Annotated in this window: 20 protein-coding genes, 1 tRNA gene and 1 pseudogene; 11 read left to right on the forward strand and 11 right to left on the reverse strand. The window is 71.3% G+C overall.

The features are described from left to right. Positions 1–20: 20 nt before the first annotated feature. From O7617_RS17675 to O7617_RS17685, 3 genes and pseudogenes are all read right to left on the reverse strand, one after another. The gene (locus O7617_RS17675; protein ID WP_282256884.1) at positions 21–437 is read right to left on the reverse strand and encodes a hypothetical protein; all 417 of its coding nucleotides are present in this window, start codon (positions 435–437) and stop codon (positions 21–23) included. Next, positions 430–857, reverse strand: a pseudogene (locus O7617_RS17680) (hypothetical protein). The gene O7617_RS17675 and the pseudogene O7617_RS17680 overlap by 8 nt, the downstream one beginning before the upstream one ends. Before the next feature lie 74 nt (positions 858–931). Beyond that, complete coding sequence (locus O7617_RS17685) at positions 932–1,294, reverse strand: cupin domain-containing protein (RefSeq protein WP_282256886.1); 363 nt, start codon at positions 1,292–1,294, stop codon at positions 932–934. Positions 1,295–1,488: 194 nt separating this feature from the next. On the opposite strand from O7617_RS17685, the gene O7617_RS17690 reads away from it, so the two are divergent. Further along, positions 1,489–2,394, forward strand: coding sequence for a Gfo/Idh/MocA family oxidoreductase (locus O7617_RS17690; RefSeq protein WP_282256887.1), 906 nt, complete (start codon positions 1,489–1,491; stop codon positions 2,392–2,394). A gap of 435 nt (positions 2,395–2,829) precedes the next feature. Further along, positions 2,830–4,086: an erythromycin esterase family protein gene (locus O7617_RS17695; protein WP_282256888.1), complete on the forward strand. Its 1,257-nt coding sequence runs from the start codon at positions 2,830–2,832 to the stop codon at positions 4,084–4,086. 90 nt (positions 4,087–4,176) lie between these two features. Here the strand turns inward: O7617_RS17695 and O7617_RS17700 are convergent, their stop codons facing one another. The 3 genes from O7617_RS17700 to O7617_RS17710 all read right to left on the reverse strand — a co-directional run bounded on the left by O7617_RS17700 (position 4,177) and on the right by O7617_RS17710 (position 7,477). After that, the gene (locus tag O7617_RS17700) at positions 4,177–6,402 is read right to left on the reverse strand and encodes an MMPL family transporter (protein ID WP_282256889.1); all 2,226 of its coding nucleotides are present in this window, start codon (positions 6,400–6,402) and stop codon (positions 4,177–4,179) included. Next, positions 6,402–6,989, reverse strand: a complete 588-nt coding sequence (locus O7617_RS17705) for a TetR/AcrR family transcriptional regulator (RefSeq protein WP_282256890.1) — start codon at positions 6,987–6,989, stop codon at positions 6,402–6,404. Before O7617_RS17705 ends, O7617_RS17700 begins: the two co-directional genes overlap by 1 nt. 101 nt (positions 6,990–7,090) lie before the next feature. Beyond that, a complete protein-coding gene (locus O7617_RS17710; protein WP_282264773.1) occupies positions 7,091–7,477 on the reverse strand; it encodes a helix-turn-helix domain-containing protein in 387 nt (128 codons plus the stop codon). Between the two features lie 123 nt (positions 7,478–7,600). Between O7617_RS17710 and O7617_RS17715 the strand changes: the two genes are divergently transcribed. The 5 genes from O7617_RS17715 to O7617_RS17735 all read left to right on the forward strand — a co-directional run bounded on the left by O7617_RS17715 (position 7,601) and on the right by O7617_RS17735 (position 13,516). Further along, complete coding sequence (locus O7617_RS17715; protein ID WP_282256891.1) at positions 7,601–9,145, forward strand: MFS transporter; 1,545 nt, start codon at positions 7,601–7,603, stop codon at positions 9,143–9,145. After that, complete coding sequence (locus tag O7617_RS17720; protein WP_282256892.1) at positions 9,142–10,101, forward strand: ATP-dependent DNA ligase; 960 nt, start codon at positions 9,142–9,144, stop codon at positions 10,099–10,101. The genes O7617_RS17715 and O7617_RS17720 overlap by 4 nt, the downstream gene beginning before the upstream one ends. Before the next feature lie 138 nt (positions 10,102–10,239). Beyond that, complete coding sequence (locus O7617_RS17725; RefSeq protein ID WP_282256893.1) at positions 10,240–10,689, forward strand: helix-turn-helix transcriptional regulator; 450 nt, start codon at positions 10,240–10,242, stop codon at positions 10,687–10,689. A gap of 5 nt (positions 10,690–10,694) precedes the next feature. Continuing rightward, positions 10,695–11,105 (forward strand): VOC family protein, encoded by a 411-nt coding sequence (locus O7617_RS17730; RefSeq protein WP_282256894.1) that lies wholly within the window; start codon positions 10,695–10,697, stop codon positions 11,103–11,105. Between the two features lie 29 nt (positions 11,106–11,134). After that, on the forward strand, positions 11,135–13,516 hold the full coding sequence (locus tag O7617_RS17735; RefSeq protein WP_282256895.1) for an excinuclease ABC subunit UvrA: 2,382 nt from the start codon (positions 11,135–11,137) through the stop codon (positions 13,514–13,516). 54 nt (positions 13,517–13,570) lie between these two features. Here O7617_RS17735 and O7617_RS17740 read toward each other — a convergent pair whose 3' ends face one another. The 5 genes from O7617_RS17740 to O7617_RS17760 all read right to left on the reverse strand — a co-directional run bounded on the left by O7617_RS17740 (position 13,571) and on the right by O7617_RS17760 (position 17,123). Beyond that, on the reverse strand, positions 13,571–14,023 hold the full coding sequence (locus O7617_RS17740) for a hypothetical protein (RefSeq protein WP_282256896.1): 453 nt from the start codon (positions 14,021–14,023) through the stop codon (positions 13,571–13,573). A gap of 169 nt (positions 14,024–14,192) precedes the next feature. After that, a tRNA-Arg gene (locus O7617_RS17745) sits at positions 14,193–14,264 on the reverse strand. A gap of 115 nt (positions 14,265–14,379) precedes the next feature. Beyond that, on the reverse strand, positions 14,380–15,072 hold the full coding sequence (locus O7617_RS17750; protein ID WP_282256897.1) for a winged helix-turn-helix domain-containing protein: 693 nt from the start codon (positions 15,070–15,072) through the stop codon (positions 14,380–14,382). Positions 15,073–15,633: 561 nt separating this feature from the next. Next, positions 15,634–16,305 (reverse strand): DUF305 domain-containing protein, encoded by a 672-nt coding sequence (locus O7617_RS17755; RefSeq protein WP_282256898.1) that lies wholly within the window; start codon positions 16,303–16,305, stop codon positions 15,634–15,636. A gap of 8 nt (positions 16,306–16,313) precedes the next feature. Next, the gene (locus O7617_RS17760) at positions 16,314–17,123 is read right to left on the reverse strand and encodes a DUF3105 domain-containing protein (RefSeq protein ID WP_282256899.1); all 810 of its coding nucleotides are present in this window, start codon (positions 17,121–17,123) and stop codon (positions 16,314–16,316) included. Between the two features lie 97 nt (positions 17,124–17,220). On the opposite strand from O7617_RS17760, the gene argS reads away from it, so the two are divergent. The 4 genes from argS (at position 17,221) to thrC (ending at position 22,840) form a co-directional block, all read left to right on the forward strand. Beyond that, on the forward strand, positions 17,221–18,888 hold the full coding sequence (gene argS / locus O7617_RS17765; protein WP_282256900.1) for an arginine--tRNA ligase: 1,668 nt from the start codon (positions 17,221–17,223) through the stop codon (positions 18,886–18,888). A gap of 60 nt (positions 18,889–18,948) precedes the next feature. Then, positions 18,949–20,334, forward strand: a complete 1,386-nt coding sequence (gene lysA / locus O7617_RS17770; protein WP_282256901.1) for a diaminopimelate decarboxylase — start codon at positions 18,949–18,951, stop codon at positions 20,332–20,334. An 8-nt stretch (positions 20,335–20,342) separates the two neighbouring features. Continuing rightward, a complete protein-coding gene (locus O7617_RS17775; RefSeq protein ID WP_282264774.1) occupies positions 20,343–21,653 on the forward strand; it encodes a homoserine dehydrogenase in 1,311 nt (436 codons plus the stop codon). A 137-nt stretch (positions 21,654–21,790) separates the two neighbouring features. After that, positions 21,791–22,840 carry a threonine synthase gene (gene thrC / locus O7617_RS17780; protein ID WP_282256902.1) on the forward strand — a complete coding sequence of 350 codons (1,050 nt, stop codon included), beginning with the start codon at positions 21,791–21,793 and terminating at the stop codon, positions 22,838–22,840. Positions 22,841–22,875: the final 35 nt, after the last annotated feature.

Genomic DNA, 22,875 nt, shown 5'->3' on the forward strand with positions numbered 1-22,875 from the left:
GGCCGCGCGCTGTCGCCGGGTCAGGCGGGGTCGCGGCGGGTGCGCCAGAGCCAGATCAGGCCGAGCACCGGCAACACCAGCGGGATGTAGCCGTAGCCGCTGCCGAACTGCGACCAGACCGTCTCGTCCGGGAACAGCTCCTTGTCGACGAGGCTCAGGCCGCCGACCGCGACCACGCCGACCAGCTCCACGGAGCAGCAGGCCAACGCCACCCGTCGGCCGGTGTGCCCGGCCCGGGCCAGCCCCACGGCCGCCACGATGTAGATGAGCGCGGCCAGCGCGGACAGCAGGTACGCGACCGGGGCCTCGTCGAACTTCGTCGCGATCTGCAAACCCGCCCGGCTGGTCGCGGCGATGGCGAAGAGCAGGTAGACCGCGATCAGCAGCCGACCGGGACCGGAGTTCGTGCGGCGTCGAGCCGACGCGGTCTCAACCACCGAGCACCTCCCAGGTCTGCTGCAACCGGACCACCACCACCGGGGTCACCAAGCAGACCGCGCACACGATGGCCGAACCCCACCGGGTCGGCTCCATCCGGGCCAGCACCCAGGCCAGCGGTGGCAGGCACACGAGCGTGACCAGGTAACCGAAGAAGGCTCCGGGCTCGCCGGGCCGGTCCCCGCCGCCCACCGCGACGAGCGCCGGCACGCCCAGCACGAGCAACGACACCTCGAGTACGGCCAGGCCGACGAACTGCACCCGGTCCGGCGGTCGTCGGCGCACCGCCACGACCAGCGCCCACACCGCGACGAGCAGCGACAGCACGATCGGCACCGTCGCGACGATCCCGTCCACCGGTGAGTCGACGCCCACGCTGGTCACCGGCCCCACCCGGTCGTTGCCTCGGTCACCGGCACAGCCTACTAACCGTCGTAGTAAACGGCTGAACCCGCCTCGGCTCGGGTCCGCCGAGCGGTGCCTCGGACGGCAGTCAGTCGCTGCCCGGCAACCAGTACACGGAGACGGCGAGGAGCGGGTCCGGTCCGTCGTTGCGGATCTGGTGCGGCACCCTGCTGTCGAACGCCGCGACGTCCCCGGCCCGCAGCACGCTCGTCTGGTCGCCGAAGGTCAGGGTTCCGGTGCCCGACACGATGATCCACATTTCGCGGGAGCGGTGGACATCGAGGTCGTTGGAGGTGTTCGGCGCGACCGACCAGCGAGCAACCTCGAACGGTGCGGGCGCGCTCGCCGGGAACGGCAGCAGACCCTGGTGCACGGGCCCGCCCTCGGCGAAGTCGTACCAGTGGGCGAAGGCGACCGGGCCGCTGGTCGACGGTGAGTTCGTGTTCGGCATGCCGTCGAGGCTGCCGCCCGGAACCCGGTGTGTCTGGCGGCGAACGGACCTGGCGTTGCCGGAGAAGGGGCGCTGGAAAGCGGGGGAGTGGGCCGCTTCGATTGGTCGAACCCGCCGCCGTCGTGGCTGGTCGGGCGACTAGCGTGGATCACGTCCGTGGCGTCGCCACGGCGGGGGGAAAAGCGGAGGTACACGTGCTGCGGTTCGGTTTGTTCGGCACCGGTCACTGGGCGATCGAGACGCACGGGAAGGCGTTGCACGCCCACCCGGACGCGGAGTTGGTCGGGGTGTGGGGTCGCAACCCGGAGCGCGCCGCCGCGCTGGCCGAGCGGTACGGGGTGCCCGCCTACGCCGACGTCGACGCGCTGATCGAGCAGTGCGAGGCGGTCGCCGTCGCCCTACCGCCGGACGTCCAGGCCGACATCGCGGTCCGGGCCGCCTCCGCCGGGCGGCACCTGCTGTTGGACAAGCCGCTGGCGCTCAGCGTGGCCGACGCCGACCGGGTGGTGGCCGCCGCCGAGGAGTCCGGGGTCGCCTCGGTCGTCTTCTTCACCCAGCGCTTCCAGCCGAACGTGACAGCGTTCCTCGCCGCGACCTCGGCCGCCGGGGGTTGGCAGCACGGCCGGACCACCGCGTTCGCCTCGATCTTCCAGGAGGGCAGCCCGTACGGTGGTTCGTTGTGGCGTCGGGAGCACGGCGCGCTCTGGGACATCGCCCCGCACGCGCTCTCCATCCTCCTGCCCGTGCTGGGTCGGGTGACGCAGGTGGCGGCGATGGACGGGCCGAGCGGCATGGTGCACCTGCTGCTCACCCACGAGGGCGGTGCCACGAGCAGCGCCTCGCTCTCCCTGGACGCCCCGACCGAGTCGATGACCCGGGAGTTCGTGTTCTACGGCGAGAACGGCATCGAGAACGTCCCGTCCGGCGAGAACGACGCCGCCACCGCGTTCGGCGTCGCCATCGACCAGTTGATCGAGCAGGTGCGGGCCGGTACGCGGGACCACCGCTGCGACGTCCGCTTCGGCCGTGAGGTCGTCGAGATCATCGCCGCCGCCGAGACCGCCCGCGCCGAATCCCGCACCGTCCCCCTCCCCGCCTAAGCCCACCCCCCCGCCCCAACGCCCTGGTGATCACCCCAGGCCCACGCCAAGATCGTGCTCGATCATTGACGTAGTGGTGTCGGCGCGCCCGTGAGGCCACTACTTCCTGGTTCGAGCACGATCTTGGCGCGCACATCCTCTTCCCTCGGTGATCAAGAGGTTTGCGTCACGACACGCCGTGTCGCAGGACGAAAACCGCCCACCCGCTGGGTCGTGCCGCCCCCACCCCGGCACGCGCGGCACCGGCGAGGGGCGGGCCGCACATTTCCCGGGGTCAGGCGCCCGGATCGCGCCAAGATCCGCGCACTTTCCGGGATGTTGCTGCCTCCAAGACGTCCGAGGCAGCAACATCCCCGAACTTGTGCGGATCTTGGCCACTCGGCCGCCGGGGGGCGGGTTGCGGTTTGTCGGTGGGGCGGTCGGGTAGCCGCTGGCATGCTGGTTCAGCGGCTCGGCGCGCCGAGCGATTTCGACCCGTTGCTGGAGCGCGTCCGGGACGCCCGGGTGGTGATGATCGGCGAGTCCACCCACGGCAGTTACGACTACTACCGGTTGCGTGAGCAGCTCACCCGTCGCTTGATCGCGGAGTGCGGCTTCTCCTTCGTCTCCGTGGAGGGTGACTGGCCGGACTGTGATCGGGTGCACCGGGCGGTGACCGCCGCGCCGGGCGGCGCGCTCGAACCGCAGCTCGCACTCGACCAGTTCGAGCGATGGCCGACCTGGATGTGGGCCAACGCCGAGGTGGCCCGATTCACCAGTTGGTTGCGCGCCTGGAACGTGGAGCGGCCGGAGGACCAACGGGCCGGGTTCCACGGGCTCGACGTGTACAGCCTCTGGGAGTCGATGCAAGCGATCTTCGACTACCTGGGGGAGGAGGACCCGAAGTCGCTGGAGGCGGCGCAGGACGCGTACCGGTGCTTCGAGCCGTACGGCAAGAGGGTCGAGGAGTACGGCGCAGCCTCCAGGTTCGTCTCCGCCCGGTGCGAGGAGGAGGTGGTCCGGCTGCTGGCCCGGACCCGCGAACACGCTCTCTCCGACGGCCCGGACAGCTTCTCGGCCTGGCAGAACGCGGAGGTGGTGGCCGGCGCGGAGCGCTACTACCGGGCGATGGTGGCCGGCGGGCCGGATTCGTGGAACATCCGCGACACCCACATGCAGGACACCCTGGACCGGCTGCTGGACCGGTACGGGCCGGACGCCCGAGGGATCGTCTGGGCGCACAACACGCACGTCGGGGATGCCCGGGCCACCGACATGGCCGCCGACGGGATGGTCAACATCGGTCAGTTGGCCAGGGAACGGCACGGCGAGGACGCCGTCGCCCTGATCGGCTTCGGTACGTACCGGGGCACGGCGATCGCCGCACCCCGCTGGGGTTCGCCGGCCGAGGCGATGGTGGTGCCTCCGGCCCGCGAGGGGTCGATCGAGCGGCGGTTGCACGAGCTGATGCCGGAGCGGGCGGTGCTGATCTTCGGTGGTGACGACCAACCGGGTTGGGTCACCGACACCACTGACCATCGGGCGATCGGTGTCGTCTACGACCCGTCGTTCGAGTCCTGGGGCAACTACGTCCCGACCCGCCTGGGTGACCGCTACGACGCCTTCATCTGGTGCGACGAGACGACAGCCCTGCACCCGCTGCCGGTCCCGGCTGCCCCCGGCGAGATGGAAACCTACCCCGCGGGCGTCTGAGTCGCGTCGATCATGGAGTTGTGGTGCTGGACGAAGGCCCCGGACCGGGGCGCGACGGGCACCACAACTCCATGATCGTTCGAAGCGCGATCAGACGGAGGTCGGGGTGCGCTCCTTGAGCTGGGTGCGCAGGCCCTCGCCCTCGATGTCGACGTTCGGCAGGGCGCGGTTGAGCCAGCGCGGCAGCCACCAGGCGCGGTCGCCGAGCAGTGACATGACCGCCGGGACGATGGTCATCCGGACCACGAACGCGTCGATGGCGACGCCGATGGCGAGAGCGAAGCCCATCGACTTGATCACCGGGTCCTCCAGGAAGACGAAGCCCCCGAAGACCGAGATCATGATCAGTGCGGCGGCGGTCACGACCCGCGCGCCGTGCCCCATGCCACTGATGGTGGCCTGGCGGGCCGACTCACCGTGGACGAAGTCCTCCCGCATCCGGGACACCAGGAAGACCTCGTAGTCCATCGCGAGCCCGAACAGGATGCCGATGAGCAGGATCGGCAGGAAGCTGATCAGGGGGCCCGGGGTGTCCAGGCCGACCAGGTCGGCGAGGTGTCCCTGCTGGAAGACCGCCACCGTGATGCCGAACGTGGCGGCGACGGTGAGCAGGAAGCCCAGCGCGGCCTTGACCGGCACCAGCAGCGAGCGGAACACCAGCATGAGCAGCAGCACCGAGAGCCCGACCACCAGCAACAGGTAGACCGGTAGCGCGTCGGAGAGCTTCTCGGAGACGTCGATGCCGATCGCCGTGACGCCGGTGAGCAGCACGTCCGCGTCGCGGATTCCGCTCACCGACTCACGGATGTCGTGCACCAGGGTCTCGGTGGCCTCGTCGGTCGGGCCGGTCTTGGGCACCACGCCGAGCAGCGCCGTCCGACCGTCCGGGCTGAGCTGCGGCGGGGCCACCGCGAGGACGTTCTCGGTGCGTTGCAGCAGCGCGGTCACCTGCGGCACGGCGCCCGAGGTGGCCTCGGGCGTGTCACCGGCGACGACCACCGCGAGTCGGCCGGTGAAGCCCGGTCCGAAGCCCTCGACGGTCAGGTCGTTCGCCACCCGGGCGGGTGAGCCGACGGCGGCCGTCGCGGCGCCCGGCAGGGCCAGCCGCATGTCCGGCGTGGGCAGCGCGAGCAGGCCGAGGCCGAGCAGACCGACCAGGATGACGGGTACGCGGAACCGCGTGACCATCCGTGCCCAGCGGAAGCCGAACGCGGAGCGGTCCTCGACGGCGGCCGGTCGGTCGGTGACGTCCGACTGGGTGTCCGACGTGTCGTCGGTGGCCGTGGTGCCGTCGGTGGCGACCGTCCGCAGCCGACGGGGGAGCACCCGACGGCCGGCGAAGCCGAGCAGTGCCGGCTGGAGGGTGATCGCGACGAGGACCGCGACGGTGACCGTTCCGGCGGCGGCGAGACCCATCACGGTGAGGAACGGGATGTTCACCACGGCGAGCCCGGCCAGCGCGATGACGACAGTGGCACCGGCGAAGACCACCGCGGAGCCGGCGGTGCCCACGGCACGGCCGACCGCCTCCTCCGGGGACAGGCCGTCGAGCAGGTTCTGCCGGTGCCGGGAGGTGATGAACAGTGAGTAGTCGATGCCGACCGCGAGGCCGAGCATCAGCGCCAGGATCGGTGCGGTGCTGGTCAGTTGGATCGCGCCGCTGAGCGCGAACAGGCCCGCCATCCCGACGCCCACACCGATCAGCGCGTTGAGCATGGTCATGCCGGCCGCGACCAGGGAGCCGAACGTGATGATCAGGACGATCGCGGCGACCAGGACGCCGAGCGCCTCGGTGGAGCCGATCTCGGGCTCGCCGCCGAGCACCTCGCCGCCCGGGGCGACCTGCCATCCCTGGGCCTTCGCCGCCGCACCCACCTGCTCGTACGCGGTGCGCTGCTCGTCGGTCACCTCGTCCCCGCCGGTCGCGAACTGGACCTGGACCAGCGCGTACCGGCCGTTGGGGGTGACCGCGCCGACCTGGAACGGGTCGACGGCGCCGACCACGCCGGGCAGTGTGGACGCCTGCTGGACCAGCTCCCGGACCACGGTCTGGCCCTCCGGGGTGGCCAGTCGGCCGTCGGCCGGCGCCTTGACCGTGATGGTGCCGGTGGCGCCGCTGGCGGCGGGGAACTGCTCGGCGAGCAGGTCGAGCGCACGTTGGCTCTCGGTTCCGGGCATGGTGAAGTTGCTCGCCGTCGGGCCGCGCAGGGTCGCCGCGGCCAGGCCGGCGACGACGAGTACGACGAGCCAGAGCGCGACGACGAGCCGTCGCCGGCGCAACGCGCCCCGGCCGAGCCGGTAGAGCAGGGTGGCCATCAGGAGTCCTTGTCCTCGGTCGTGGGTGGTTGGGGCAGGGGAACGGCGACGGGCTCGACGGCCCGTCGGACGAGGGTGAGCAGGGCGGGGCGCAGTTCGTCGTCGGGGATGTCCGCGAACTCGGCGCACGCCTCGGAGATTCCGGCGAGCAGCACCAACGCGGCGATCCGGGCGCCCGGCCGGTCGGAGTGACCGGCCAACGCGTCGCGCAGCCGGTCGGAGATCTGCTGGATGTGTGCGAAGGCCGGCTGGCACAGCAGTTCGGGGAACTCGCCGCGGAGCACCGCGATCTCTCGCCGGAACCGGACCGCGAGGTCGACGAAACCCTGCGCGGCGACCTCCTGGGCCGCCGCTCCGGTCAGGCCGGTGAGCCGGTCGTCGAGGTCCCGCAGCACGCCGATCGCCGGGGCCATCAGCTCGGCGAGCAGGGCTTCCTTGTTGGCGAAGTGGTAGAGGACGGTGGCCTTGGAGCAGCCCACCTCACGGGCGATGTCCTGCAGCGAGGTGCCCCGGTAGCCGCTCACCGCGAACCGCCGCGCCGCCGCGGCGAGGATCTCGCCGTGCGTCTCGGACACCGCTCTGGCCATCACCGGTCCACCTCCGCAGACCAGCATGCCTGACCGATCGGTCAGACCCTGACCGATCGGTCAGAACGAAGTGGTGGCGTTCGCCACACCCCGGGTGCGTCTCACTCGGCGTGCTCGGCGTCGTACCTGGTCCGCGCCTCGGCGATGGCCCGGCGATGCCGCTCGGCCCAGTTGGTCAGCGCCACCAGTGACTCGTAGAGCTCCAACGCCATCGGAGTCGCCGTGTACTCGACCTTGGGCGGGACGGTCGGATAGACCGTGCGGCGCAGCAGGCCGTCCCGTTCCAGGTTGCGCAGGGTCAGCGTGAGCATCCGGCGACTGATCCCCTCGACGTGCCGCTCCAACTCGCTGAAGCGGACCGGGCCGTGGGAGGCGGACACCAGGATGCTGATGCTCCATTTCCCTCCGACCCGGTCGAGCACCTCGCGGACGGTGCACGCCCGTGCCTGGCCCGGGCTGAACGGCACGTTGTCGGCCGTGCAGGCCACCTCGCCTGCGACCTGCGCGGACACATCGCTGTTCCTCTGGGACACAACAGTGCCTCCTTCCGCTCCGGCTCATGGTCACAGACGATGACCTCGGTAACAAACCGTGCACCTAGGAGGAGTGTCGTGCAGAGTGTCGTCCCATCCCGCTGGCCTGCCCTGCTGGTTCTCTGCGCCGGCAGCCTGATGATCATTCTGGATGGCACGGTCGTCGCGGTGGCGCTGCCCGCCGTACAACGGGATCTGGGTTTCACCGCCGCCGGTCTGGCCTGGGTGGTCAACGCCTACCTGGTCGCGTTCGGCGGGCTGCTGCTGCTCGCCGGGCGCCTCGGTGACCTGCTCGGCCGACGGGCGGTGTTCCTGGCCGGCGTCGCGCTGTTCACGGCGTCCTCGCTCGCGTGCGCGGTCGCCACCGGACCGGCGGTGCTGGTCGGCGCACGTTTCGGGCAGGGCGTGGGCGGAGCCCTGGCGATGGCGGTCAGCCTCGGCATGATCGTGCGGCTCTATCCCGAACCGGCCGGACGGGCCCGTGCCATCGCCGTGTTCAGCTTCACCGGGGCCGCCGGCGCGTCGGTGGGCACTGTCGCCGGAGGGGTACTCACCGACGTGGCCGGCTGGCGGTCGATCTTCCTGGTCAACCTGCCGATCGGTGCGGTCATCCTGCTCGCCGCCGTCCGCCGGCTCCCCGCCGAACGGGGGATCGGTCTGCGAGCCGGGTTGGACGTGCCCGGCGCGCTGCTCGCCACCGCCGGTCTGATGGCCGCCGTGCTGGGCATCGTCGGCACCGCCGAGCACGGCTGGACCAGCACCCGCACCCTCGCCACGGCGGTGCTCGCGGCGCTGCTGCTCGGTGGGTTCGCGGTACGTCAGCGGACGGCGGCCACCCCGCTGTTGCCGCCCCGGGTGCTGCGCGTCCCGGGACTGGTGGCGGCGAACGCGGTGCAGTTCCTCATGGTCTGCGCGTACTTCGGCTTCCAGTTCCTGCTCGCCGTGGAGCTGCAGGTGGTGCTCGGGCTGGGCGCGTCGGCCACCGGCTGGGCCTTCCTACCCACCCCGGTGACGATCGCCGTGGTCTCGCTCGGGTTGGCCGGTCGGCTGATCGCCCGCTGGGGTGCCCGGAGCGTGCTCCTCGCCGGGCTCGGCCTGGCGACTGTCGGTTTCCTGCTGCTCGCGCGGCTCCCCGACGACGGCGTCTACGCGGTGGACGTACTCCCGGCGATGTTGATCTTCGGTTTGGCCGGCGGTCTGACCCTGCCGGCGGTCACCACACTGGCCATGGCCGGCGCGACCGACGCGGACGCCGGGCTCGCCTCCGGCCTCGCCAACACCACCCAGCAGGTCGGCGGAGCTGTCGGCCTGGCCGTGCTGGCCACCCTGGCCGCCAGTCGCAGCGACGGCCTACGGGCCGCCGGCTGGGCCGAGACCGCCGCGCTCGCCGGCGGCTACCGGACCGCGTTCGCCGTGGCCGCCGGGCTGGTGGTCACCGCACTGCTGGTGGCGGTGACGACACTGCCCCGACGCTCGGCCGGGTCGTCGCCGGACGCCGAACCGTCGGGCCCGGGCGGGTCGTGGCCGGACGCCGAACCGTCGGGCCCGGCCACGACGAGCACCGACGACGATCGGCAGGTCCGGTTGACCGGCGGCACCGGGGCCGGGAGGGTGGTCGGGTGAGCAAGGCTGACGAGACCCGGGACGGCGTGGCCCTGACCAATCTGGACCAGCCGCTGTCCGACCGCGACGACGCGACGAAGCGTGAACTGATCGACTACCTCGACGCGGTCCACGACCGCATCCTCCCGCACCTGGCCGGCCGGCCGCTGTCGGTGATCCGGGTCCGCCCCGGCCAGCCGCCGTTCATGCAGAAGAACCTGCCCCGCTACACCCCGGAGTGGGTGCGTCGGACGTCGGTCTGGGCGGAGGCGTCGCAGCGCGAGATCTCGTACGCCCTCTGCGACGACCGGCGCACCCTGCTCTGGTTCGCCAACCAGCGGGCGGTGGAGTACCACCCGACGCTGGCGACCACGGCTGACCTGCACCGCCCGACCCATCTGGTGCTCGACCTGGACCCACCCGAGGGCGACGGGTTCCGCGCGGCGGTCGGCGCGGCCCTGCTGGTCCGTCAGGCGCTCGCCGACGCCGGTCTGGCCGGTGCGGTCAAGACCAGCGGCGCCAAGGGCGTGCACGTCTTCGTCCCGGTGACCGAGGAGCCGACGGCCGAGGAGTTGGCCGCCGCCACCCGGGCACTCGCCGTCCGCGCCGAGCGGCTCGACCCGACGCTGGCGACCACGGCGTACATCAAGGAGGACCGGGGCGGTCGGGTGTTCGTGGACGCCACCCGCGCGGGCGGTGCGACGGTCGCCGCCGCGTACAGCCCTCGGCTGCGCCCCGGGATGCCGGTCTCGTTCCCGGTCGACTGGGCCGACCTGACCGAGGTGACCCCCGCCGACTTCACCATCCGGACCGCGCCGAGGCTGCTCGCCGACGGCGACCCGTGGGCGGCGCTGATGCCGGCCCCGCAGTCACTCCCCGCCGACCTGATCGCCGAGGGCCGGACCATCCCGGTGGCCCGGGTGCAGGCCATGCACGAGGGGAAGCGCCGCGCCCGCGCCCGGCGCGAGGCCGGCTGATCAGGCTCGACCGCCGCGCTCGCGGCCGGGCTGAATCGGCCTCCCTGGCCGCGCTCGCGGCCGGCTGACCAGGCTCGGCGGCCGCGCTCGCGGCCGGCTGGCGGCCGATTGTCGGTGGGTTGTGGCACGATCTGCCAGGTGAGCAGCAGGACTGACGCGACCCAGCGCCTCGCCGACCTCGCGGTGCTGCGTCGGGTCCGCGACCGGATCGACAGGGAGTACGCGTCTCCGCTGGACGTCGAGGCGCTCGCCCGCGGTGCGCACATGTCGGCCGGGCACCTCAGCCGCGAGTTCCGGCTGGCCTATGGCGAATCCCCCTACAGCTACCTCATGACTCGCCGGATCGAGCGGGCGATGGCCCTGCTGCGTCGTGGCGACCAGAGTGTCACCGATGTCTGTTTCGCCGTCGGTTGTTCGTCGCTGGGCACCTTCAGCACCCGCTTCACCGAGCTGGTCGGTGTGCCGCCGAGCGTCTACCGGCGGCAGGCGGCACAGGCGACGGCGGGGATGCCGTCGTGCGTGGCGAAGCAGGTGACCAGACCGGTCAGGAATCGAGAAGCGCGGCCCGCCGAGCCGCAGTTAGCGTGACCGGCATGGACATCACCATTCACTCGAGCTTCCTTCCGCACACCGACCCGGAGGCCTCGCTGGCCTTCTACCGGGACGTCCTCGGCTTCGAGGTCCGCCTCGACGTCGGGTACGAGGGGATGCGCTGGATCACGGTCGGGCCGGCCGGCCAGCCCAGCACGTCCATCGTCCTGCACCCGCCGGCCGCCAACCCGGGCATCACCGACGACGAGCGGCAGACCATCCTCGAGTTGATGGCCAAGGGCAGCTACTTCGGCGTCAACCTCGCCACCACCGACCTCGACGCCACCTTCGCCAAGCTGGAGGCCAGCGACGCCGAGGTGGTTCAGGAGCCGACCGAGCAGCCGTACGGCGTGCGGGACTGTGCCTTCCGCGACCCGGCGGGCAACATGGTCCGCATCCAGGAAGTGCGCTGAGTCATCCGCGCCCGACAGATGGAGACACGATGAGCACGGCCATCCAGCCGTCCACGCCACACGTCGCCGACAGTCACGACCTGATCCGCGTGCAGGGCGCACGCGTCAACAACCTCAGGGACGTCAGCGTCGAGATCCCGAAGCGGCGGCTGACGGTGTTCACCGGTGTCTCCGGCTCCGGCAAGAGCTCGCTGGTGTTCGGCACCATCGCCGCCGAGTCGCAGCGGATGATCAACGAGACGTACAGCGCGTTCGTGCAGGGCTTCATGCCGACGCTGGCACGCCCCGAGGTCGACCTGCTGGACGGTCTGACGACGGCGATCATCGTGGACCAGGAGCGGATGGGCGCCAACTCCCGGTCCACCGTGGGCACCGCCACCGACGCCAACGCGATGCTGCGCATCCTGTTCAGCCGGCTCGGGCAGCCGCACATCGGCTCGCCCAACGCGTACTCCTTCAACGTCCCCTCGGTGAAGGCCACCGGCGCGATCACCGTCGAGCGGGGTGCCGGCAAGACGAAGACCGAGAAGGCGACCTTCACCCGACTCGGTGGCATGTGCCCCCGGTGTGAGGGCATGGGCGCGGTCACCGACATCGACCTGACCGCGCTCTACGACGACAAGCTCTCGCTCAACGAGGGTGCGATCACGATCCCCGGTTACAGCATGGAGGGCTGGTACGGCCGGATCTTCCGGGGCTGCGGTTACTTCGACCCGGACAAGCCGATCGGCAAGTTCACCAAGCGGGAGCAGCACGACCTGCTCCACCGGGAGCCCACCAAGATCAAGATCGACGGCATCAACCTGACGTACGCGGGCCTCATCCCGTCGATCCAGAAGTCCTTCCTCTCCAAGGACATCGACGCGTTGCAACCGCACATCCGCGCCTTCGTCGAGCGGGCGGTGACGTTCACGACCTGCCCCGAGTGCGCCGGCACCCGGCTCAGCCAGGAGGCCCGGTCGTCGAAGATCAAGGGTAAGAACATCGCCGACGCCTGCGCGATGCAGATCAGCGACCTCGCCGCCTGGGTGCGCGGCATCGACGAGCCGTCGGTGGCCCCGCTGCTGGCCGGGCTGCAACACCTTCTCGACTCGTTCGAGGAGATCGGGCTGGGCTACCTCTCGCTGGACCGGCCGTCGGGCACCCTCTCCGGCGGTGAGGCGCAGCGCACCAAGATGATCCGTCACCTCGGCTCGTCGCTCACCGATGTCACCTACGTCTTCGACGAGCCGACGATCGGGCTGCACCCGCACGACATCCAGCGGATGAACGAGCTGCTGCTCCAACTGCGCGACAAGGGCAACACCGTGCTCGTCGTGGAGCACAAGCCGGAGGCCATCGCCATCGCCGACCACGTCGTCGACCTCGGGCCCGGCGCCGGCACCGACGGCGGCACCGTCTGCTACGAGGGCAGCCTGGAGGGCCTACGCGCCAGCGGCACCATCACCGGCCGCCACCTCGACGACCGGGCAGCCCTCAAGGAGAAGGTCCGCACACCCACCGGCAAGCTGGAGATCCGTGGCGCGACCGCCAACAACCTCCGGGACGTCGACGTCGACGTACCCCTCGGAGTGCTCGTCGTGGTGACCGGGGTCGCCGGCTCCGGCAAGAGTTCCCTGGTGCACGGGTCCATCCCTCCCGGTGCGGGTGTGGTGTCGATCGACCAGGGCGCGATCCGTGGCTCGCGGCGGAGCAACCCGGCCACGTACACCGGGCTGCTGGACCCGATCCGCAAGGCGTTCGCGAAGGCCAACGGTGTGAAGCCGGCGCTGTTCAGCGCCAACTCCGAGGGCGCCTGCCCGAGCTGCAACGGCGCCGGCGTGATCTACACGGACCTGGGGATGATGGCCGGCGTCGCCGCACCCTGCGAGGACTGCGAGGGCAAGCGGTTCCAGGCGTCGGTGCTGGAGTACCGCCTCGGCGGTCGCGACATCAGCGAGGTGCTCGCGATGTCGGTGACGGAGGCGGAGAAGTTCTTCGGCGCCGGTGACGCCCGTACGCCGGCCGCGCACGCCATCCTCGACCGGCTCGCCGACGTCGGGCTCGGCTACCTCAGCCTGGGCCAACCGCTCACCACCCTGTCCGGCGGCGAGCGGCAACGCCTCAAGCTGGCCACCCACATGGCCGAGAAAGGCGGCGTCTACGTCCTCGACGAGCCGACCACCGGCCTGCACCTGGCCGACGTGGAGCAACTGCTGGGCCTCCTCGACCGCCTGGTCGACTCGGGGAAGTCGGTGATCGTCATCGAGCATCACCAGGCGGTCATGGCGCACGCCGACTGGATCATCGACCTCGGTCCCGGCGCCGGCCACGACGGTGGCCAGATCGTCTTCGAGGGCACCCCCGCCGACCTCGTCGCCAACCGCTCCACCCTCACCGGCGAACACCTGGCGGCGTACGTCGGCGACTGACGATCCGGTGCGGGCCCGTCTGCCTCTCCGGCTTTGCGGCTGACGGTCTCCGGTTCAGGCGACAGGCGGTCGGGTCTTCTCTGCCGTCCTGGTCGCGAGGGCTGCGCAGATGACGGCAATCAGCCCGAGGGCGACAGTGGCCGGAGTGACGTACCCGGGCACCGACGAGGTGACGTACGACCCGCCGCCGGTGAGGTGGCACTCGAAGTGCATCGGAAAGAGGCTGACGCCGTACCCGTCGACCATTCTCGCCACCTGCGGCCCGACCTCCCGGCAGGGTTCGATCGGGGAGGCGCCGGTTCCGCCGTCCTCCGCGCGCATCACCGCGTAGCCGAGGTTGAGCAGGCCCCAGGCGTACACGGCGACGGCCCCCGCGCCGACGAGGAGCGCTGCGGCCCACAGTCGCCCCGACTGCCTCCGGAAAACCCCTCTGAGCCCACGGACGGCGAGGATCGTCGCCGCGACGGCTCCGGCCAGTGCGGCGAGGGTCAAGCCGAGAAACAGCATGACGACATCTTGATCATGCCGGGTCGCGGATGCAAGAACCCGGGAACCAACGCCCCTTCACGAGGGCGGCCGCCATGGCCGGACGCGGCCGGACATACGAGTAAGGCCCCTGACCGGGGTTTCCCCTGGTCAAAGGCCTTTGGTGCTGGTGGAGCTTTCTTAGCAAGTGTGCCCCCGGCAGGATTCGAACCTGCGCCCCCGCCTCCGGAGGGCGGTGCTCTATCCCCTGAGCTACGGGGGCTCAGCGACTGGAGAAGACTAGCAAACCTCCCCTCCGTACGCCGAATCGGTATCGGGTGAGCCGATCGTGTCGACGACCGGCCCGCCCCGGCGGTCAGGCCGCTACCGCCCGGCGGTCAGGCCGCTACCGCCCGGCCGCAGCTGGGCAGCGGGTGCAGGACGATCCGACGTGGGAGCCGGCGCGGCCACTCGTTGCGCGGCCAGGAACCGTCCACGATCAGGTGCACGGTGCGCTGCTCCTCGCCGCTGAGCCGCAGCACGAAGTCGCGGGGGAGCGGCGGGTCCACCGTCGGCGTGGTGATCATGAAGCGCACCCGGCCACGGGACGAGACCGCCGAGATCACGTCCGCGGCCGGCATCGTGCCACGCAGCCGGACCCGGCCGATCCAGTAGACCTCCGCGAGGTGCTCCTGGGCGGCCCGGGTGATCGCCGGGTACTCGCTGCGGACCCAGCGCTCCACCGCACTGACGCAGAGCCCGCAGGCGCGCTCGCGTGGCTCGCGCGGACCCAACCCCCAGGCCCGCAGGTACGCCCCGACGGCGCCGGGCTCCAGCGGCAGGTCGAAGCGCCGCTGGATGAGCGTGGTGAGGCTCTGCCTCGTCCACAGCTCCTCGTCCAGCCCGAACTCGTCCGGGTGGACGCCCCGCAGCGCGTCGATCAGTTCGAGTTCCTGTTCGCGGCTGAGCATTCCCGGCTCGCCCTGCCGCTGTCCGCGACGGACGGCTGCCACCGCCCCGTCACCACCGATGGTGTGGCGTCGGCACCAACTGGTCACCGAACGCCGTGCGTCTCTGAGTGCAACCCCCACGTCTTGGGCAACGAGCCCGAATCGCAACTGGTCACGATATGTGTGGAGAAAACTCTCTAAGCAACGTAATCGCCTGGACCGCCCAAAAGCCCCATAAGGTGCATAAGGAGTGCAAGGGGGCGCGTAAGGGGCAAGTGGCGGCGCGGTGTGCGCCTTGGTCGACTCGCTTTCCCGGGAACCGGGGGCGTCTCGTCGCGGTGATAGGCCGGTTTCCTGAAACGCGAGTCGATCATCGGTCGGTGCCCGGTGCCCGGTGCCCGGTGCCCGGTGCCCGGTGCCCGGTGCTCTGGTGTCAGGGTGGGCGCGGAGCGTTGGGTCGGACCTGATCGACTCGGGTTCCTGAAAGTCGGGGCGTCCTGTCGCGTTGATGCCCCGGTTTCCCTGGAAGCCGAGTCGATCACCGGGTCGGCCGGGGCCAGGATGCGGATCGCCGATGTGGCGGTGTCCGGATGTCCGGAACACCGCCACATCGGCGACGTTGTGCAGATCTTGTGGATCTTGCGGACCTCGACGAGATCGGCCTCGGGCTGACGCAGACCGGTGCTGCCTCGGCCGGTCGGATCAGCCCTTGGCTGCCTGCGCCTGGAGTTGCCGGAGGTTGTTCAACTCGGTCTGCTGGGTGGCCTTCATCGTCTTCGCCACCCGCAGCACCTCGTCGTTGTCCGTCACGTCGAGCGCAGCGTCGATCATGTGGATGCCGCCCAGGTGGTGGTCGTACATCAGGGTCAGGAACTGTCTGTCGACCTCGATGCCCTGGGCGTCCCGCAGGGAGGTCATCTGCGCCGGGGTGGCCATGCCCGGCATCAGACCGTCCTTGAGGGTGGCGCCGTCGGACATCCACGACATCGGCGGCTGCGAGCCGGTCGGGCTCAGGCCCCACTCGCGGAGCCAGGTCTGCATGGCACCGATCTCGCCCTGCTGCCCGGTGGCGATGTCGACGGCGATCTGCCGCACCTCGGGGAGGGTGGCCGACCGGTACGCGATGAGGCTCATCTCCACGGCCTGCGCGTGGTGGGTCGTCATGTCCCGGGCGAAGCCCGCCTCGACTGACGAGTCACCGGGTCGGGTGAGCCGGGGGGTGAGCAGGCCGCCCGCATACCCGAGGAGCAGCCCCACCACCACCATGATGGCGAGCGCCGACACGCCGTAGCGCGCCGCCGGGGCCCGACCGCCCTCATCCGGGACGGTCGGGGTGTCGTCGTACTCGCTGTCGGTGGTGGTGGGGGCGGTCATCGGGGTCCTTACTGGGTGGGCTGCTGCTGGAGCTCACGCGGCGTGGTGCCGGTGGCGGTGATGCCGGTGTTGCAGAGCGCCGTCGGGCCCTCGACCGAGGCGTTGACCCGCAGGTCCTTGATGAACTCGTCGATCCGCGAGTCGTCGGCGTTGTCGACCTTGAGCTGGTAGCCCCACGCCTGCAGCGAGATCGGCTTGTCCAGGCCCTCGTACGGGCTCATGAAGGTCTTCTCGACGCCGCGCACCTTGCCGGCGAGCTTGTCGACCTGGTCCTGGGGCAGGTCCGGCCGGTACGTGATCCAGACGGCGCCGTGCTCCAGGCTGTGCACCGCGTGCTCGTTGGCGATCGGGGCGTCGTAGACGTCGCCCATGCAGTTCTGCCAGGCGGCGTTGTGCACCCCACCCACCGGCGGCGAGTACTTCCAGGTCAGCGGGCCCGACTTGTGCGACTCGTACTTGAGGCTGTCGGGGTCGGACTTGCGGATGTTGGCGATGCCGTCGATGGCGTTGGCCCGCTTGTCCCACGGCTTGGAGCCCTGGAAGGACGCCCAGGCGCCGTACCCGATGATGCCGGCCGCCAGCACGCCGACCGCGACGAAGAGCGCGATCGGGCCCCAGGCGCGGCCCTGGGTCACCTTGACCGGAGTGACCGGCTTGCGCGGGCCCTTGCCGCCGGCTCGGGGGGAGCCTGCCGGCTTGCCCGTCGGCTTGCCGGAACCGGCCTTGGCGCCGGACGCAGGCCGGCCCGCTGCCGGCTTCTTGCCGGTGCTGACCACGGTCGGGCGGCGCTCCGGGCCACCCGGGGTGCTGATGCTCATCGTGCCTCGTCAAGTCGGTCGGTCAGGGGAGTGGCGGGCCGGATGACGCGCAGGGGAGCCGCCGAGTGCCCGAGTCTACCCCCGATAACATGGTTGGGTGACTCCTGCAGAACTAGCCTCGGTCGTCCTTGCCGCCGCACACGCCGTCTTCGACCAGCGCGGGCTCGACCGCGCCGCGTTGCCGGAGCGCACTGTGGTGGAGCGACCGCGCAACCCTGAGCACGGCGACTACGCCTCGACGCTCGCGCTGCAGTTGAGCAAGAAGGTGGGTGTCCCGCCGCGGGAGCTGGCCACCGCTCTGGCCGACGAGCTGGGCCGGGCAGCGGGTGTCAAATCGGTGGAAATCGCCGGGCCGGGCTTCCTCAACATCCGGCTCGACGCCGCTGCCGCCGGTCAGCTCGCCCGGGTGATCGTCGAGGCCGGCGCCGAGTACGGGCGCAGCGACCGGCTCGCCGGCGAGAGGATCAACCTGGAGTTCGTCTCGGCCAACCCGACCGGCCCGGTGCACATCGGCGGGGTGCGCTGGGCGGCCGTCGGCGACGCGTTGAGCCGGCTGCTGCGGGCCACCGGCGCCGACGTCGGCACGGAGTACTACTTCAACGACGCCGGTTCGCAGATCGACCGGTTCGCCCGGTCGCTGCTGGCCGCCGCGAAGGGTGAGGCCGCGCCGGAGGACGGCTACGGCGGGGCGTACATCGCCGAGATCGCCACCGAGGTGCAGGCCCGGCGGCCGGAGGTGCGCTCGCTGGACGACGACGCCGCCCAGGAGGTCTTCCGGGTCGAGGGTGTCGCGCTGATGTTCGACGAGATCCGCTCCTCGCTGCGCGACTTCGGGGTGGAGTTCGACACCTACTTCAACGAGAAGGACCTGCACGACCGGGGCGAACTCGACCTGGCATTGAACCGGTTGCGCGCGCAGGGGCACCTCTACGAGTCCGAGGGTGCGACCTGGCTGCGCACCACCGACTTCGGTGACGACAAGGACCGGGTGCTGCGCAAGTCCAACGGCGAGTGGACGTACTTCGCCGCGGACTGCGCCTACTACCTGGACAAGCGGGAGCGCGGCTTCGAGCGGGTCGTGATCATGCTGGGCGCCGACCACCACGGCTACATCGGCCGGATGAAGGCCATGGCCGCGTGCTTCGGCGACGACCCGGAGCGCAACCTGGAGATCCTCATCGGGCAGCTGGTCAGCCTGCTGCGCGACGGCGCCCCGATGCGGATGAGCAAGCGGTTCGGCACCGTGGTGAGCCTGGAGGACTTCGTCGAGGCGATCGGCGTGGACGCCGCCCGGTACGCGCTGGCCCGCTACTCCAGCGACTCCCCGATCGACATCGACATCGAGCTGTGGACCCGGGCGACCCGCGACAACCCGGTCTACTACGTGCAGTACGTCGCCGCCCGGACGGCGGGCGTGGCCCGCAACGCCGCCGAGGTGGGGCTGGTCCCGGGTGACGCCGACGCGTTCCGTCCCGAGCTGCTCGACCACGAGAAGGAGAACGAGCTGCTCAAGGCGCTCGCCGAGTTCCCCGCGGTGGTGGCCACGGCCGCCGAGCTGCGGGAGCCGCACCGGGTGGCCCGCTACCTGGAGGAGAGCGTGGCCGCCTCCTACCACCGCTTCTACGACAACTGTCGGGTGCTGCCGCTTGGCGACGAGGAGGTCACCGACCTGCACCGGGCCCGGCTCTGGCTGAACAACGCCACCCGCACGGTGATCGCCAACGGGCTGCACCTGCTCGGCGTCTCCGCCCCCGAGAGGATGTGATCGCGTGCGAGCGCGAGGAGTGAGCTTGCGAGCCCCGCAGTCGCGAAGCGGAGACAAGTAATGCGCGCTCACGAGGCCGGTGCGCTGCACGCGGACATCAACAACCGGGGGCCGGCCTGGCTGCGTACCCCGGAGGACGTGAACGCCCTGCTGCCGACGCTGTGGCCGCGCAGCGTGACGCGCGGCGCGGACGGCGCGCTCGCCGTCGCGGGCCTGAGCGTCCGCGACATCGCGGCCGAGTTCGGCACCCCGGTGTACGTCCTCGACGAGGCCGACCTGCGGTCGCGCTGCCGCGACTTCCGGGCGGCCTTCCCGACCGAGGACGTGTTCTACGCGGGCAAGGCGTTCCTCTGCCGGGCGGTGGTCCGGATGATCGCCGAGGAGGGCCTGCACCTGGACGTCTGCACCGGAGGTGAGCTGGCCACCGCGCTGTCGGCCGGGATGCCACCGGAGCGGATCGGCTTCCACGGCAACAACAAGTCGGTCGCCGAGCTGGGCCGGGCGTTGGACGCCGGGGTGGGCCGGATCATCGTCGACTCGTTCACCGAGATCGACCGGCTCACCGCGTTGGCTCGCGAGCGCGGGGTGCGGCCCCGGGTGCTGGTCCGGGTCACCGTGGGCGTCGAGGCGCACACCCACGAGTTCATCGCCACCGCCCACGAGGACCAGAAGTTCGGCTTCTCCCTCGCGGGCGGTGCCGCCGCCAACGCCGCGTTCAAGATCCTCGATGAGGGCGTGTTGGAGCTGCGCGGTCTGCACTCGCACATCGGCTCGCAGATCTTCGACGCCAGCGGCTTCGAGGTCTCGGCCCGCCGGGTGCTCGCCCTGCAGGCGCAGATCCGCGACGCACGCGGGGTGGAGCTGCCCGAGCTGGACCTGGGCGGCGGCTTCGGCATCGCGTACACCACCCAGGACGACCCGGCCACCCCGCAGGACCTGGCCAAGCGACTACGCAAGATCGTCGATTCGGAGTGCGCGGCGGAGAACCTGGCCGTGCCGCACCTGTCGATCGAGCCGGGCCGGGCCATCGTCGGGCCGGCCGTGTTCACCCTCTACGAGGTCGGCACGGTCAAGACCCTCGACGGCATCAGGACGTACGTCAGCGTCGACGGCGGGATGAGCGACAACATCCGGACGGCCCTCTACGACGCGTCCTACTCGGCGACGCTGGCCTCGCGGGCCTCGGGCGCGCAGCCGTTGCTCGCCCGCGTGGTGGGAAAGCACTGTGAGTCCGGGGACATCGTGGTGAAGGATGAATTCCTGCCCGCCGACGTGCAGCCCGGAGATCTTGTCGCGGTGCCCGGCACCGGTGCGTACTGCCGCAGCATGGCCAGCAACTACAACCATGTGCCGCGGCCACCGGTGATCGCGGTACGCGACGGCCAGGCGCGCCTGATCGTCCGGCGGGAAACCGAAGAGGACCTGCTCGCATTGGATGTTGGATGACGTCACCTGTGCGCTTGGCGCTGCTCGGCTGCGGCACGGTCGGCCAGGAGGTGGTCCGCCTGCTGCACGAGCAGTCGGCCGACCTGGCCGCCCGGATCGGCGCTCCGCTGGAGATCGCCGGCATCGCCGTACGACGGCTCGGTCGGGACCGGGGTGACCTGCCGGTCGACGAGAGCCTGTTCACCACCGACGCGCTCGGCCTGATCAAGCGCGACGACGTGGACGTGGTGGTCGAGGTGGTCGGCGGCATCGAGCCGGCCCGAGGCTGGCTGGTCGAGGCGCTGCGCGCCGGCAAGAGCGTGGTCACCGCCAACAAGGCGCTGCTCGCCGAGGACGGCGTGGCCCTGCACGAGGCGGCGGCCGAGGGCGGCGGCGACCTCTACTACGAGGCGTCGGTGGCCGGGGCCATCCCGCTGCTGCGCCCGCTGCGCGAGTCGCTGCACGGTGACCGGATCAACCGGGTCACCGGCATCGTCAACGGCACCACCAACTTCATCCTCTCCGCGATGGACGCGACCGGCGCCGGCTTCGCCGAGGCGCTGGAGGAGGCGACCGCACTGGGGTACGCGGAGGCCGACCCGACCGCCGACGTCGAGGGCTTCGACGCGGCGGCGAAGGCGGCCATCCTCGCCTCGCTGGCGTTCCACACCCGGGTCGGCGCGGCGGACGTGCACCGGGAGGGCATCACCGAGGTGACCGCCGCGGACATGGCCAGCGCCCAGGCGATGGGCTGCACGATCAAGCTGCTCTGCATCGCGGCCCGGGGCGTCGACACCTCCGGCCGGGAGACCGTCAGCGTGCGGGTGCACCCGGCGATGATTCCGCGCAGCCACCCGCTGGCCAGCGTCGGTGACGCGTTCAACGCGGTCTTCGTGGAGGCGGACGCCGCCGGGCAACTGATGTTCTACGGCCGGGGCGCCGGGGGCGCACCGACCGCCAGCGCGGTGCTCGGTGACGTGGTCGCGGTGTCCCGCAACCGCCTCGCCGGGGTGCGCGCGGCCAGCGAGAGCGCGTACGCGGACCTGTCGGTGCGGCCGATGGGTGAGGCGCTGACCCGCTACCACGTCAGCCTCGACGTGGCCGACCGCCCCGGTGTGCTGGCCTCGGTGGCGGGCGTGTTCGCCCGGCACGACGTGTCGATCGCGACCGTGCGGCAGGGTTCGGCGGGGGGGCCGGCGAGCCGCGACGGCGACGCCGAGCTGGTCATCGTCACCCACGTGGCACCGGACGCCGCGCTCGCCGCGACGGTGGGCGAGCTGCGCGGCCTGGACATCGTCCGGTCGGTGACGAGCGTGCTGAGGGTCGAGGGCGGCGCCTGAGTCGTTGGACCGTCGACGGGATGGGCTCGGGCGTCCCGCCAGGTGGGTAAGCCGGGGTGTGCCATCGACAGCTGCGCAAGGCTGGTCCAAGGTGGCCCCGACGAGGTCGGCGCGGTGGCAGAGGCGAGGAGAACGACATGTGGCGGGGTCTGATCGAGGCGTACCGGGATCGGCTGCCGGTCACCGCGGCCACGCCGGTCGTCACGCTGCACGAGGGGAACACCCCGCTGTTGCCCGCGCCGGTGCTGTCCGCCCGGATCGGCTGCGACGTGCACCTGAAGGTGGAGGGCGCCAACCCGACCGGCTCGTTCAAGGACCGCGGCATGACCGTCGCGGTGTCCAAGGCGGTCGAGGCCGGAAACAAGGCGATCATCTGCGCCTCCACCGGCAACACCAGCGCCTCCGCCGCCGCGTACGCGGCGCGGGCCGGGCTGACCTGTGCGGTGCTGGTGCCGCAGGGCAAGATCGCACTGGGCAAGCTCGCCCAGGCGCTGGTGCACGGCGCGAAGCTCCTGCAGGTGAGCGGCAACTTCGACGACTGCCTGTCACTCGCCGCGAAGCTGGCCCAGGATCACCCGGTCGCGTTGGTCAACTCGGTGAACATCGACCGGCTGCACGGCCAGAAGACCGCCGCCTTCGAGATCGTCGAGGCGCTCGGTGACGCGCCCGACATCCACTGCCTGCCGGTCGGCAACGCCGGCAACATCTCCGCCTACTGGATGGGTTACGCGGAGGAGCGGGACGCGGGCACCACCACCCGGACGCCGAAGATGTACGGCTTCCAGGCCGCCGGGGCGGCTCCGATCGTGACCGGCAAGGTGGTGCCGGAGCCGTCGACGATCGCCACGGCGATCCGGATCGGCAACCCGGCGAGCTGGACCAAGGCGTTGGACGCCCGGGACACCTCCGGTGGGTTGATCGCCGCGGTGACCGACCGGGAGATCCTGTCGGCGTACCGGCTGCTCGCCCGGGAGGTCGGGGTCTTCGTCGAGTTGGGCAGCGCGGCCAGCGTGGCCGGTCTGCTCCAGCAGGCCGCCGCAGGCGCGGTGCCGCCCGGTTCGACCGTCGTCTGCACGGTCACCGGTCACGGTTTGAAGGACCCGGAGTGGGCGATCTCCACCGCGCCGGCCCCGTTGACCATCGCGAACGACCCGATGGCGGCGGCCCGGGCACTCGACCTGGCCTGAGCGCACCACCACCGAGGGTGGGCCGCCTCCGGGGG

This window comes from Micromonospora sp. WMMD1155 (genome assembly GCF_029581275.1).
In the GTDB taxonomy this organism is placed as follows: Bacteria; Actinomycetota; Actinomycetes; order Mycobacteriales; family Micromonosporaceae; genus Micromonospora.

Excerpts from the sequence above, each read along its gene's own strand:
- O7617_RS17685 (WP_282256886.1), bottom strand. The coding sequence starts at position 1,294 with ATGCCGAACACGAACTCACCGTCGACCAGCGGCCCGGTCGCCTTCGCC.
- O7617_RS17695 (WP_282256888.1), top strand. The coding sequence starts at position 2,830 with ATGCTGGTTCAGCGGCTCGGCGCGCCGAGCGATTTCGACCCGTTGCTG.
- O7617_RS17700 (WP_282256889.1), bottom strand. The coding sequence starts at position 6,402 with ATGGCCACCCTGCTCTACCGGCTCGGCCGGGGCGCGTTGCGCCGGCGA.
- O7617_RS17705 (WP_282256890.1), bottom strand. The coding sequence starts at position 6,989 with ATGGCCAGAGCGGTGTCCGAGACGCACGGCGAGATCCTCGCCGCGGCG.
- O7617_RS17730 (WP_282256894.1), top strand. The coding sequence starts at position 10,695 with ATGGACATCACCATTCACTCGAGCTTCCTTCCGCACACCGACCCGGAG.
- O7617_RS17735 (WP_282256895.1), top strand. The coding sequence starts at position 11,135 with ATGAGCACGGCCATCCAGCCGTCCACGCCACACGTCGCCGACAGTCAC.
- O7617_RS17740 (WP_282256896.1), bottom strand. The coding sequence starts at position 14,023 with ATGCTGTTTCTCGGCTTGACCCTCGCCGCACTGGCCGGAGCCGTCGCG.
- O7617_RS17755 (WP_282256898.1), bottom strand. The coding sequence starts at position 16,305 with ATGACCGCCCCCACCACCACCGACAGCGAGTACGACGACACCCCGACC.
- O7617_RS17760 (WP_282256899.1), bottom strand. The coding sequence starts at position 17,123 with ATGAGCATCAGCACCCCGGGTGGCCCGGAGCGCCGCCCGACCGTGGTC.
- lysA (WP_282256901.1), top strand. The coding sequence starts at position 18,949 with ATGCGCGCTCACGAGGCCGGTGCGCTGCACGCGGACATCAACAACCGG.
- thrC (WP_282256902.1), top strand. The coding sequence starts at position 21,791 with ATGTGGCGGGGTCTGATCGAGGCGTACCGGGATCGGCTGCCGGTCACC.